Annotated in this window: 9 protein-coding genes; 1 reads left to right on the forward strand and 8 read right to left on the reverse strand. The window is 46.2% G+C overall.

What is annotated here, in order from left to right; genetic code table 11:
• Position 1: 1 nt before the first annotated feature.
• From MHI15_RS05595 to MHI15_RS05605, 3 genes are read right to left on the reverse strand one after another with little or no spacing between them, the layout of a single operon-like run.
• On the reverse strand, positions 2 to 1,564 hold the full coding sequence (locus tag MHI15_RS05595) for an extracellular solute-binding protein (RefSeq protein ID WP_341164200.1): 1,563 nt from the start codon (positions 1,562 to 1,564) through the stop codon (positions 2 to 4).
• Between the two features lie 43 nt (positions 1,565 to 1,607).
• Entirely contained in the window at positions 1,608 to 2,477 is an 870-nt protein-coding gene (locus MHI15_RS05600; RefSeq protein ID WP_341164201.1) for a carbohydrate ABC transporter permease, read from the reverse strand.
• Positions 2,478 to 2,492: 15 nt separating this feature from the next.
• Complete coding sequence (locus MHI15_RS05605) at positions 2,493 to 3,473, reverse strand: ABC transporter permease (RefSeq protein WP_081386549.1); 981 nt, start codon at positions 3,471 to 3,473, stop codon at positions 2,493 to 2,495.
• A gap of 263 nt (positions 3,474 to 3,736) precedes the next feature.
• Here MHI15_RS05605 and MHI15_RS05610 point away from each other — a divergent pair, with 263 nt between their 5' ends.
• Positions 3,737 to 6,025 (forward strand): helix-turn-helix domain-containing protein, encoded by a 2,289-nt coding sequence (locus MHI15_RS05610; protein ID WP_341164202.1) that lies wholly within the window; start codon positions 3,737 to 3,739, stop codon positions 6,023 to 6,025.
• A gap of 76 nt (positions 6,026 to 6,101) precedes the next feature.
• Here MHI15_RS05610 and MHI15_RS05615 read toward each other — a convergent pair whose 3' ends face one another.
• The 5 genes from MHI15_RS05615 to MHI15_RS05635 all read right to left on the reverse strand — a co-directional run bounded on the left by MHI15_RS05615 (position 6,102) and on the right by MHI15_RS05635 (position 13,226).
• Positions 6,102 to 8,105 (reverse strand): beta-galactosidase, encoded by a 2,004-nt coding sequence (locus tag MHI15_RS05615; RefSeq protein ID WP_076306420.1) that lies wholly within the window; start codon positions 8,103 to 8,105, stop codon positions 6,102 to 6,104.
• A 26-nt stretch (positions 8,106 to 8,131) separates the two neighbouring features.
• Positions 8,132 to 9,556: a family 43 glycosylhydrolase gene (locus tag MHI15_RS05620; RefSeq protein WP_076130285.1), complete on the reverse strand. Its 1,425-nt coding sequence runs from the start codon at positions 9,554 to 9,556 to the stop codon at positions 8,132 to 8,134.
• An 86-nt stretch (positions 9,557 to 9,642) separates the two neighbouring features.
• Positions 9,643 to 11,316, reverse strand: a complete 1,674-nt coding sequence (locus MHI15_RS05625) for a hypothetical protein (protein ID WP_341164203.1) — start codon at positions 11,314 to 11,316, stop codon at positions 9,643 to 9,645.
• A 41-nt stretch (positions 11,317 to 11,357) separates the two neighbouring features.
• Positions 11,358 to 12,227: a carbohydrate ABC transporter permease gene (locus tag MHI15_RS05630; protein WP_081383383.1), complete on the reverse strand. Its 870-nt coding sequence runs from the start codon at positions 12,225 to 12,227 to the stop codon at positions 11,358 to 11,360.
• Positions 12,228 to 12,269: 42 nt separating this feature from the next.
• Positions 12,270 to 13,226, reverse strand: coding sequence for an ABC transporter permease (locus MHI15_RS05635; protein WP_081382600.1), 957 nt, complete (start codon positions 13,224 to 13,226; stop codon positions 12,270 to 12,272).
• Positions 13,227 to 13,335 lie beyond the last annotated feature (109 nt).

The following is a 13,335-nucleotide window of genomic DNA, read 5'->3' on the forward strand; positions in this document are numbered from 1 at the left end:
ATTAATTCCCGTTTAACTGAATGTTCTGAACACGGTCGTAAGCTTCCTTATAAGTAGCCAGCAGCTTATCCACGCCGAGATTGTTCATCTCCTCCACATATTTGTCCCAGTCGGCCAGCTTTCGGGAGCCGGTAACAAACTTGGCAAAGCTTTCATCGCGGTGTTTTTGGATCGCCTGGCCGGTAATCGCAATAATTTCATTCTCTTTCTCCGTAAATGCAGGCCGTGGCTGCATCATGGACGGATCATATTTCGTCGCTTCTTCAAAGGCATACTTCAAATTGTCTGAGAACAACGACAGATGTGCACCAAAGTCGATCCAGGTGTACGTTCCGCTAGTCTGAAGTCCTGTCTGCTTCCGCATTTCGATCACATCGTTGTACTCTGGTTTGAACTTAATCGTGTCGCCTTCCTTCACATACGTCTCGCCCTCCACGCCCCAGCTGCTGAGCGTACGTCCCTCTTCGGAATAGAAAAAGTCCATATAGCTCATCACATCATCGATGTTCTTTGAGGTTGAAGCCACGGTTAGGCCACCTTCCATATAATGAAAATACGGGTTCAGTTGCTTGCCGCCGGCAATGCCCGCTGGAGGAGCCATGAACTGCGTGTTGAACTCCGGATTTTCCTGCTGCATCGCATTGTTAAAAAAATCGATCCGGCTGATGTAATCAATGGTCACAAACGATTTGCCCGTGGACACCATGTCCTGCCATTGCTTAGTTTGCAGAGATAGAAAGTCGGGCGGAATCAGCCCTTCGTCATAAAATATTTTCCACATACCCACCATTTCCTTGTAACTATCTTCCGTGGGTCCAAAAAGCCACTCTTTTTTATCAAAATCATAATAAGCCCCTTCACCCGTCCCGTAATTCACTGTCATATTGGCATTCATTTCATCGGGAATTTGTCCGTAGCGGATCGAAAGCGGATAGCTGTCCGGATATTTCGCCTTCAAGGTTTTTAGAGCTGTATGCAGCTCCTCATATGTGGCTGGTGCCTGGATTCCTTCTTTGTCAAAAATGTCTTTACGGTATAACCAGATCATGCGGTTCGTCTCGCCAAAGCCCTGATTCGGGAACATATACATTTTGCCATCAGCAGATAGTGCAGCCTTCGCTTCCTCTGGATACTTCTTTACCCAGGCGGTCAGATTCGGCATTTTGTCCATATACTCCATCAAATCCACCAACGCACCCTGTTGCCCGAATTTATTCGATTCTTTGCGGTTAGGCATATACATCAGATCCGGCATTGCCTTCGAGGCAATCGCCAGGTTCAAGCTCTCTTCAAGCTTTCCGGAAGGGGTCTGTACCTCGAGTGTGACACCGGTTTTCTCTTTCAGCCAGCTCCAAATAGGCCAGCTTTTCGAATAAGGGAACGTAGCATTGTTGTCTAAGAGCGCAGTGAAGGTTTTTTCCGTTTTGGACGAATCAGCAGGTGAAGCGGTACTGCTGCCCTGAGTATTACTCTGCGGCGAGATGTCATTGCCCCCTCCGCTGCAGCCAGTTACTACGGTTGCTGCAATCATCAGTGGCAGCAGTACAGATTTCCATTTATTCATTACGATCTCTCCCTTATGCTGAATTTTTGACGGTTCCACCCGCCTATCCCTTAACCGCGCCAATCATGGCCCCCTTAACGAAATACTTCTGTACAAATGGATACACAATCAGAATCGGAAGCGTCGAGACCATAATCGTCGCGTACTTCAGCGATTCTTCTATCACCATGTTGTCACCTCCAATGCTAGTAACATCTCCCGAGCTAGCACTGCCAGCCAGCACCAGATTGCGCAACAGAACTTGCAGCGGGAACAAACCCGGTGAGCGAAGGTAGAGCAGCGGGTAAATAAAGTTATTCCACATGCCAACCGCGTAAAAGAGCGCTATGGTGGCGAAGGAAGCCTTGGAAAGCGGAACAATAATACGGATAAATATGCCGATATCATTCAGTCCGTCGATGCGGCCAGACTCCTCCAGCTCTTTAGGAATGCCGGAGAAAAAGGTCCGCATCAGAATCAGATTCCAAGTGCTAACCGCACCCGGCAGCACCATGCCCCATACGGTATCGACCATATCCAGGGAGCGAACCACGAGGAACGTGGGAATCATTCCTCCGCTGAAAAACATCGTCACCACAATCAACAGGGTGAAGCTCTTGCGCAGCGCCATATCACTGCGTGAGAGTGCATAGGCACCCGTGGAGGTGACCACCAGCGAGATAAGGGTGCCAAGCACGGTGTAAATGAGTGTATTTTTGTAAGCCACCCAGATTTGCGAATCTCCGAGTACAAGCTTATACATATTCAGGTTAAATCCCTTAGGCCAAAAAGAAACGGTATTCTTCATGACATGCACATCACTACTGAGAGAGACAGCGAGCATATGCAGGAACGGATAAAGCGTGACCACCACAACCACGAGAAGGATAAAAGTGCTCACGACATTAAACCAGGATAAACGGGGTGATCTCATCACCACACCTCTTTTCTACCATAAACTTGTCTCGCTTACACGACGGCTGATGTAATTTGCTGTATAGATGAAGATCAAGCTAATCACGCCCATAAAAAGATCAATAGAAGCGCCATAGCTGAAGTTCCCCTGCACCATACCCACCCTATAGACATAAGTACTGATAATATCCGCTGTGTCGTAGATCGCCGGGTTCTGCATCAGGAACACCTTCTCGAAGCCAATCTCGAGCACTTTACCGATATTAAGAATCAAGGTGATCACGATGGCGGGTGAAATGCCGGGCAAGGTGACATGCCATATTTTACGCATGCGGCTGGCTCCGTCCATATCAGCAGCTTCATACAGCTGCGGGTCGATAGCGGTCAACGCGGCCAAGTAGATAATAGTCTCCCAGCCGATATGCTGCCAGATCTCCGACAGGACATAAATACCGCGGAACAATCCAGGTTCATTCATGAAATTGATCGGTCCAATCCCTATGGCACCAAGCAGATTATTAATCAGCCCTCCGGTTGGGGATAAAAACATGATCACCATACTGGCTACAATGACATTTGAGATAAAATGTGGAAGATAGCTGACGGTCTGCACAACTCGTTTGAAAGCAGCCTTGCGCACCTCATTAAGCAGAATCGCCAGGAGAATGGGTGCCGGGAAGCCAAAAAACAGCTTATATAAACCAAGCAGAAAAGTGTTTTTCATCAGCGGCCAAAAATCGGGATTCTCTATAAACATCCTGTAATATTTGAGTCCCACCCAATCACTGGCCCAAATCCCTTTAAAAAGATTGTAATCCTTGAAAGTGATAACTAATCCAAACATCGGTGCATAGCGGAAGATCAAATAATACAACAGGCACGGCAGGAACAGCAGCCAGAGCGCCTTGTTTTTATTCCAAGTTCGAAGGATTCCCGCTTTGTGGCGTTGAGGTCGTTGGGGTCGCCGGTGCACTTTCTTTCGCATTTTGTCCTGCACTACGCTAGCTTGAGCCATATGCATGTCTCCTCTTGTTAAAATGATCATAAATCATATAGATGTCAGATTACTTCCCCCTTTTTCCTGGGATTTGTCTCCGAATTATAGCTGCATTTCTTTGGAAAGCGCTATCTACATGTTATATAACATTTCGCCTTAACTGCGGATTTCCATAGAATAGCGTACAAATCAGCAAAATTGCATATTGTTGGTGTTAGCTTTTTGCCGCTATGATAGAATTAATCCAATTCATTTACGGGTGCATCCAAAGGGGGATACATATGAAGAGATCCGTTACAGGCAAATTTGCGCTGAATGCCCTGTTCGTTAAGCTGATGCTAAGCTTCCTCAGTGTCATCTTGATTTTGGCATCATTTAATCTGTTCTCCCATCTGTATTTAAGCGGCAAAATCTATAAGGAGATGATCCGGCAAAATGAGCTTGGCCTCGCACAAACGGTCGAAGGCTACGAAAATCATTTCCGGTTGACCCAGAACATGATTCTTGCCCTCACCCAATCCGATTCATGGACTGCCAATCTGGGCATTCTAAGCCACCTCAAAGAGAACCGACGATATGATATCCCGGCAGAAGTGATATCGGATCTCTCAACGCTGTATGCTAATCCTTTTCTGCATATCGAAAATTTCATTCTTTATTTTAAAAAGGAAAATTATGTACTGGAGAGGGAGGGCCTAAGCAGCGCCGCAGATATGTTCGGTAAATACTACTTCAGTGCAGAATACCCTCCGGAGTACTGGAGCCGGCAAACGATGGACAATCAATTTTTAAAAGTCATGCCCGCCGTAACCTTTACCGAGAAAACCATACATTCCACCCGTACGCTCGGAAGGTTAATGCCAGTGCTGGTCAAAGCGATTCCTTATGAGGAAGTGTACGGCATTGTCATGCTGAATCCGCAGCTGATGCAGGCTGCCTACGGAGATGCCGGCAATACCCCGTTCTATATCCTGGATGCGCAGAAGAATCTATTGTTCTCTACATCAGAGGGTAAACTGCAAACAAGCCAGCTTCCGGAAAGTGGCAATGCCCATGAGCGGGTCGGAGACCAATATTACTTCTATGAAAAAGGTAAACAGACTGGATTCACCTATATCCGAGTGACCCAGGTGGCGGCTATTGCTGCGGAAATGCGGGGGATGCAGCTATTGCTGGCTGTATTACTCTCTGCCGCAGTACTGATCAGTGTTCTCTCATCCCTAATCTTCAGCCACCGGCTTAACCAACCGCTCCAGCGCCTGATTGCCGCCTTGGACCGTAAGGCAGGCAGCCGGCCTGAAAAATTGAGCAGTGTGAAGGAATTCGCCATTATTGGCGACCGCCTGAGCTCCATTTTGGAGAGTAACCGCTTCATCCAGACCGATCTTGATCATAAGAACTCATTGGTGCGCCAATATGCCTATACTCATAAAGTGAAAAATATCCCGCTGAGTAAAAGCCTCGCGGAGCTTGAAGATGTAAGGCAATCCGAACAGCCCTATGCCTCCATTCTGTTCAAGGTCAGCTTCAAAACCTTACCGGACGAATTGGAGAAACACACACTGATGTTATGGAAGCTGGTTCAAAACTTGATCACTGGTGGTGAAAGCGAAAGCGTCGCACTCCAGCCGGAACATGATCAGCTCATGCTGCTCCTGTTCAATCCCGGACCGCAGAGCAGTTTTCTGCAGGCTCTTGATACCCTTAAGGAGCTGCTGGATTCGGAGACATCCTTATATCTGACTATTGCTGTAAGTCCGGTATATTCAGGCGAAACCTCATTTACCGATGCCTACAATAATCTATCGATGTTGTTAAATGAGCGTAGATTGAACGGGGAAACACAAATTATCGTAGAACCTAGAGCCTCATCCGCCAAATCCTTTCATTTAAAGGTGACACACGGAGAGGAGCTGCACAATCTGCTGCAGTCTGGCAATGAGGAGGCTGTATTCGCTTGGTTGGATCGTCAGCTGGAGCAGCTGCAGCACAAGGACGCGGCGGCGGCGGATTTTCGGGCATTTGCCTTGGGAGCAGCGGAACAGACAAGCAAAACGGTGACGAGGCTGAATCTGCCCCAAGCGGAAGCGGAGCGTCTCTTACCACCGCGACTAGAGCCATTTAACGCTTTCCACTCAATGGATCAATACAAGGAATGGCTGCGTGATCTGGTTCGTCCTGTGCTCGTGGTCATCAGTAGCCGCTCGGAGTCGCGCGACCCCATTATCAGCTTTGTACTGGATTACTTAGACAAACATTACGGCGAGGACATCAACCTCAACCTAGTAGCAGACAAGTTAAATTTAACTCCAGGTTACCTGTCCAGCATTTTTAAAGAGAAAACAAACATCAACTTCAGTGAATATCTGAACAATCTGCGGATTGAGCGGGCCAAAGAGCTGCTAATGAATCTGGAACTGCGGATTCAGGATATCGCGCTTCAGGTCGGTTATCAGAACGTAAATTCCTTCATCCGTATGTTCAAACGTTGTGCCGGAATAACTCCGGGCGAATACCGCAAGCGCTATTCCCGTGATGGTTCACTCCCCTCCTCCGGCCTTGGCTTGTAAAGAGGCTACATTGCAGAGGAGAGGACAAAAAAGGCCCCCCATTGGCTGGGGGCCTTTTTGTTGTAAAGATTTGCAATCAGAATCCCGTTTTCGGAATCTCCATTGGCACAATATTATAGGGCGCTGTCATACCCGTCCGCACCTGATACATCTGGTCATGGGCCTTTCTCGCTGCGTGCACGAAAGGTTCATATGGACGGTTGCAGACATCCACTACACCGATTTGATAGTTTTCTCCGTCATAACGTCCGAGCACAGGCTGATCATTCCATTGAAAATAATGAACTCCGATGAGCTGCGGGATGGCTGCCCCCTGCTCCACATAATAACGGTAAGCCTCACCGCGCTCCTTCTGGGTTGCCACCGCACGGATCCCATAAGCCAACATGCCGCCTTCAGCCGCACCAAAATGATATTCCCCAATCATGACTGGTTTGTTCAGTCGTCCGCTGATCTGGGCGATCTGTTCCTTGTCAGGACTAAACTGATAGCAGTTCATAGAGAATACATCAAACCATTCGCAGCCCTCCAGCACCTCATCACTGCCAACCCAGGCATAACGCATTCCCAAATTCAGATGATTCGGATCCGTCTGCTTGCAAAGACGGGCTGGCACTTCTACATACCGTCGAATCATGATCCGGTTAAACTGGTTATAATCCACTTCTCGGGCAGAAGTGAGATTATCCCCGGTTACATTCACATTCGATACATCGTATAAATCCTCGAATTCTACAAAAACGCTATCCCACGCCATGTTTAATCGTTCCACTGTTTTGTACTTTTCTGCAAGCCAGCGAATGAATTCCTTCTTACTGGCATAACGGACCGGAGATTTCAGCATCTGCCCGGTCAAATTCAACCCATCCACGAATGCCCAATGCGGCTCATTACGCATGAAATAACCGACCATTCTCTGGTCTTCCCTTAATGGAAGAAGCTGCTCCGCAAAGCTTCCGGCATTCCGCTCATACTCCGGGCTAAACACATCCGGGAAATCCCGGAAAATAGTTTGCTCCGTCAGCGGAAAGTCCACTAGAGGATAAACATACGGAAGCTGGGATTCGTTGATAAATCTATCATTAGACCAGTTGCCGATGGTGTTAAATCCCCATTGTTGTAAGCGAAAATCCGTCATAGCCACCCAGTTAGAGCGCCACTCCGCCCCAAAAGCAGTGATCAGATTAGCAATCTCGAAGCTGAATTCCTCGCCATCCTGTGACCAAGCTTCTTGATAGATTCCTTCCCGCTCCGGCAATGAGGGTATCAAGTGTTCCATGCCAGTTACATGCATAGAACAAGCTGGACCCACACAGTCCATCCCCGTACTGAACAGGGCATAACCCTCTGGATCAACGAACCACCAGCGGCTGCCGTCAAACTCCGTGCGGAAATATCCAGTTGCCGCGAATCTCAGCGCCTTCCAACCTCCGTACCTGCTGAGGTCACCTCCATTGTGATCAGCATGTTCCGCAAGTTTCCGCTCTGTGCGCAGCCGATCCGTCATCGCTTCTGCATCAACCGTTTTCCCTGGCCAATCCCTTCCCTTTAATTGGCCCAGATCATCTATATATGGTTGCTGTTCATACTCAAAGACGGGCTCAGTTAGACTTAGAGCCAAGCCACTAATTTGCACAGCTCTACTTGTTGTTGAAGGGAGAGTAGCGATAGAGAATCGGGTGATATGCTTGCGATCGATGCCTGCATCTCCCCTCAGTACTGTCTGCATCACACCCGGATAACGGGGAAGGAACAGCTTCTCACCATTTAAATGAATCAAGGGTAAACAAATTTTCGTGCGCACACCGGGTAAAATTCCTACATGATAAGTAATGACGCGATGATCCCGATCATAAAAACTGAATAACAGCACCAGAACGTCACGGCTTTCATGGTACACCTCCGCATTAACGAAACCATAATCGCACCAAGCGGCGGATTCCAGATGCCCTGACTGAAGCTCAAATCCACCACCTTCTGGTGTAGTGATGAACTGAAACGCCTCAGAGGAAGTCGCAGTAAGTTGTGTATGGGGGTCACTTTTAAACCATTCCATAGGGAAGGAGACAGATAAACTCATCGGTATACCTCTTTTCTCTAAACTGTTTACCTTACTGAAATCAGTTGAAAAAGCTGCGGGTCTGCACCTAGACGGGGATCATGGCAGCGTTTGGATTCAAGAAACACACAACCCCAGCCCCCACGCTGTTCTCCTGCTACGGTAAGAACTCTTCCGTCATTGCTCCCAATAGTCAGTGAACCTGCTTCTGTCTCTGTAAGCAACCATATAAACTGATCTTCGTTGTCACGAATAGGCTCCAGCAGCAAGGAATTCAACGGGCCAATAGATAAGGCCTTTTCACTGTTTCGAATTCTCGCCCTACCCTTCTCCCCGTATTCAACCGTCCATCTCTGCTGCTGATCTTCATACGAAAGCGTCCGGACTTCGACGTTCAGGGTCTCCTCATGTTCAATGGATTGATTTCCCGCCGCCAGATAAAGCCCCATTCCTAAGCTTTTCAATCTGAACAGACCACTACCAGAGCCGCATTCCACAGCTACGATTCCCTTCCTTAGGTCAATCACCGTTCGCTCTGCCCAGTCAAGCTTCATTTCCCGGTCAGAAGGAAAGCCGAGCGGCAGAAATACATAGGAAGAGGCATAATAATCCGCAGGGTCCCAGCGATCCCCAACATACAGGTAAGAGCACTGGTCATTGTCTGTTCCTACAATAGGAACTATAAAAGCAGGCTGGCTGTCGTATGTAGTGATGTCGCCCAAAGGCAGCAAGGGTGACCAACGACCAAATAATTCCTCGGACCAGGCATAGGTTCCTTGGTTAGGCAACCAGCCCGTACAGGCGGACGAGATGAGGAAGTATACACCCTGACGTTTCATTAATGCAGGTGCTTCACGCGCTTGTCCGGGCCACAAGGTCTTGACCTGTTCTTCTATGCTGAGGTAATCAGGTGACAGACGATACATAATAAGATCAGCATTTTCCCTTGCCGCGGAGATAAAATATGCCGTCCCATCGTCATCCTGGAACAAGGTGCAGTCCCGAGACATGTTACCTATCGGATTAAAGCTGCCCCGGTAAACATAATCCCCATCTACCGTCCCGCAATCAGCGATCGCGCAGCGCGCATCAGAGTAGTCGCGTCCATTTTCCCAATGCATCCACATAACAAATCTCCCTGTAAGTTTGTTGTAGAGTACTTTTGGGCGCTCAATTACCGCACCCGTTGGGCGCCCCTCCCTGTCCAAGGGTTCAAGCTCTAATGTGGTGCGATGATAAATCGGCTGTACCGGTGAATCGAGTGTGAGCACATCATTGCGCCATTCCCAATTCACTAGATCCACAGATCGGTAGCAGCTCACTCTCCGCCGATCCATCCGGTTCTCACCAAACCAGTAATAATATCCATCCGTATAGAGCATATGTCCACCATGTGCATGTACAGGATTTCCGCTCATATCCAGAAGTGGAGCGCTATTTAGTAGGGTGACTGTACTCGCATTTTCGTCCATGATTAACCTCCAGAGGATCAGATTTTTAGACAAAAAAGCAGGTCCGGCCAAGGATGACCTTAACTGAACCTGCTGTTCTTGCGAACTTATTTCAATCCCATCTGAGACATCACATCCACCTTGCTAGCATTGTTATACCATTCGTTGATTTCTTCGGAAATTTTCGTACCGCCTTTGTCATGCCATTGCTTCACGAAGTCATCGTACGCAGTTAGCGGCTCTTTACTGTAAATAATTTTGGTGAAGGTTTCCTTTTCCATCGTATTCAGTTGCTCCCAAGTTGTCTGCATGGTCTTGGTAGGTGGACCGTTAAATGCATTTGGAAGCAGTGACTCTCTATTCTCATAGGAAATCACATATCCCTCTTTGGCTGTTTCATCATTTGATGCCGATCTGATCAAGACCCCATTCTCAGCTTTTGCACCTTTGGAAAGATCATAAAAAGATTTACCTGGGCCATCCACACTTGGTGTATTTTTGGTAAAAGCCATTTTCCCTACACCTTGAGCGGCATCCAAAGGCGTATTGAATTTCTTGGAATCGAATACCACTTCATCGCCAACGATGTCATAATCATATCCCTGAGCATAACCATATTTGAAATCTCCGGTACCAAATGCTGCATCGTAAAGCTTGTCATAATACAAGAAGAAAGCTTCCATATTGTTAAAGTCTTTATTAAACATAAAGACACCATCGTTCTGTTGACCGGATTGGTAGGTTCGATCCCCACTTACACCGTTAATTGTTGGGTAAGCTTTGATTTTAGCCCCTTTTACGTTAGTTTCCACATCTTTAACACTGCCGTACAGCCAAGGACGGCCAATAATAATCCCTGCTTTACCTTCAGTGAAATCCGCCAGTGCATCCCATGCACCCTGTGTAGCCAACTCCTTATTTAAATACCCTTTGGAGTACCAATCGCGAAGTTTAGCTAACGCATCTTTTGTCCCATCAGCGACGGAACCGTAAGTGAGTTTTCCATTGTCGTTATACCATTGGCCGGGGAGACTCTTCCCTGTATAAGCACTAAAAATCATTACAGAGTCGCTTACCCAGCCCGTGTTGTAAGAATCTTTTCCCGAGAAATCAAATCCATAAGTATCATTTTTTCCGTTACCATCCGGATCATCATTCGTAAAAGCAGCGATTACCTGTTCAAATTCATCTATATTTGTTGGCGCTTTTAAATTTAATGTATCTAACCAATCTTGACGGATAAGCATGACCTCACCTTCAGTGAGATTGGGCGAGATCGCCATCCCATAAACCTTGCCGTCCTGGATAACCGGGTTGAACGTTGTTGGATATTGTTTATATATTTCTTTCAGACGCTCAGGCATGTATTTGTTAATGTCCTCCGCAATATCTTTTACAAGTCCAGATTGAATCAGATCATTTTCTAATGAGGTATCATACACTGGCAAAACATCCGGAAGCTTCTCGGAACCAGTGAGCGCTAAACGAAGTTTCGTATTATATTGGGAGGCATCACCGCCCAAAAGAGTAGTTTGGATGTTAATCCCTAGATTCTCGACACCCCAGCGGGTCAACACATTATCATTTAAGCTCTCCCCGTTGATATATTTACCGGCATTCTCATCTTGTTGCTTGGCGATGTTGATAGTAATAGGAGGATCGTATTTGCCGTCTTTGAGAACCGCTTCTGCCGCAGTAGATTCTTTACCGTTTGAGCCGCAGCCCGCTAGCAATCCTGCCATCAATACAGTAGTCGTTATTAAGGCCCCTGTTTTTTTCATCAATAAGCTCCTTTGAATTAAAGTTTTATATGTTGGTCACGTTATTCTTTTACAGCACCCAGAACGATGCCTTTGACAAAATACTTCTGTAGAAAAGGGTACACAAGGATAATGGGCAGTGTGCTAATAAAAATTTGCGCAGCTTTGATACTCTGTTCTGACAACGCGGCTGCTTCTGATTGACTAAGTGCCATACTCTGCGCTGAACCTTGCACCACTACAGTCTGTAAGAATGAAGCTAACGGATAGTCCGTTGTATTCGACATATACAAAATCCCATCAAACCATGCGTTCCAGCTCCCCACCATGATAAACAATCCAACGGTTGCCAGACCGGGAAGGGAAAGCGGAAGATAGATTTTCCGGAAAATGACGAAGAACGAAGCCCCATCGATAAATGCCGCCTCTTCAAGCGCCTTAGGGATTGTTTTAAAGAAATTCATAATCAGAATCAAATTATAAGCTCCGAAGGCACCGGGAAGCACGAGCGACCAGATCGTGTCCTTGAGCCCAAGTTTCGTAACCAATATATAAGAAGGAATCAATCCACCGGAAAACAACATCGTGAATATAAAAATCCACATTAAAGCATTACGCCCACGGAAATCTTTGGATAAGGCATACCCCGCCGTTGTAATAATGAACATGCTGATTAACGTCCCTAGTACCGTCCGGACCACTGAGATTCTCATGGAGCCTGTAAAATTCGTGTTTTTAAAAGTTTTCACATAGGCTTCGATATTAAAGTCCACCGGCCAAAAGGATACCAAATTCCCATTTACCGCTGTCTTACTACTAAATGATTGTGCTAGCAAATGAAGCATAGGCAATAAACACGATAAGGCTACTAGAATCAGGAGGATATGATTGAAAATCGAAAATATCCTATATCCCTTGGATTTATAATACACTCCCATTCCTCCTAACAGTTTTGTAAGCTTAACAACTTCGACTTAAAATATTTTATAGTTAGCTACCTTGTAAGCAATTCGATAGGAAATTACGATTAATATGAAGCTGATGCCGGATTTAAACAATCCAACAGCGGTACCAAAACCGTATTGTCCATTCAATAAGGATGACCGGTAAACATAAGTATCGATGATATCTCCCGTACTATATACGAGTGGATTGTATAAGTTAAAGATTTGGTCAAATCCAGCATCCAGGATATTCCCAAGGCTTAACGTTGCAATTACGATGATCATTGGCATCATACTCGGTAAGGTAACATGGCGTATTTGTTGGCGGCGTGAAGCGCCGTCGATCTCAGCTGCCTCATAATAAGAAGGATCGATCCCTGTAATCACCGCTAAGTAGACAATCATGCCAAATCCGAAGTTTTTCCATAAATCACTGATGATGATCGTCGGTCTGAACAGCGTAGGATCCCCCAAAAAGAAAATCGGTTTCAGTCCGAGGAAATTCGTAAGAAAATGATTTATGCCCCCATCCAGACCTAAGATATCAATCATGATTCCGGCAACGGTTACCCAAGAGAGAAAATGCGGTAAATAGACCAAGGTTTGAATACTCTTTTTAATCCCCATGTTTCTAATCTCGCTTAGCAGAATCGCCATAAAGATAGGAACAATAATTCCGACTATAATTTTGATTACAGCAATAATAAGGGTGTTGATAATGGATTGTGTTGCCTCTTTATATTGAAAGATTCTTGCGAAGTTATCCCAACCAATCCAAGTTGAACCTGTAATTCCAAGCCAGGGCTTGTAATCCTGAAAGGCCATCACTAATCCGACCATAGGACCGTAGGCAAAAATTAGAACGAATACCAAAGCTGGGATACATAAAACATACAACGGCCAATTTTTTTTGATTTCCTTTTTCCAAGGATTCTTTCTGCTTTTTTTAACGTTGGCTTTCTCACTCCATTTGAGCTGGGTATTCATTATCTGTGCTATTGTGCTTACCCCCTTTTACATTCTTGGCTGCTAATTTCTTTCTGGTTTAATGTTAACAAAAGCGCTTTCATTCGAAAATGTCTCAAATTAAATATCA

Source organism: Paenibacillus sp. FSL H7-0918, from assembly GCF_038007025.1.
In the GTDB taxonomy this organism is placed as follows: domain Bacteria; phylum Bacillota; class Bacilli; order Paenibacillales; family Paenibacillaceae; genus Paenibacillus_AQ; species Paenibacillus_AQ odorifer.

Bases quoted from the DNA above. Each gene is read 5' to 3' on its own strand.
- MHI15_RS05610 (WP_341164202.1), top strand. From the start codon at position 3,737: ATGAAGAGATCCGTTACAGGCAAATTTGCGCTGAATGCCCTGTTCGTT.
- MHI15_RS05620 (WP_076130285.1), bottom strand. From the start codon at position 9,556: ATGGACGAAAATGCGAGTACAGTCACCCTACTAAATAGCGCTCCACTT.
- MHI15_RS05605 (WP_081386549.1), bottom strand. From the start codon at position 3,473: ATGGCTCAAGCTAGCGTAGTGCAGGACAAAATGCGAAAGAAAGTGCAC.
- MHI15_RS05615 (WP_076306420.1), bottom strand. From the start codon at position 8,105: ATGAGTTTATCTGTCTCCTTCCCTATGGAATGGTTTAAAAGTGACCCC.
- MHI15_RS05600 (WP_341164201.1), bottom strand. From the start codon at position 2,477: ATGAGATCACCCCGTTTATCCTGGTTTAATGTCGTGAGCACTTTTATC.
- MHI15_RS05635 (WP_081382600.1), bottom strand. From the start codon at position 13,226: ATGAATACCCAGCTCAAATGGAGTGAGAAAGCCAACGTTAAAAAAAGC.
- MHI15_RS05625 (WP_341164203.1), bottom strand. From the start codon at position 11,316: ATGAAAAAAACAGGGGCCTTAATAACGACTACTGTATTGATGGCAGGA.
- MHI15_RS05595 (WP_341164200.1), bottom strand. From the start codon at position 1,564: ATGAATAAATGGAAATCTGTACTGCTGCCACTGATGATTGCAGCAACC.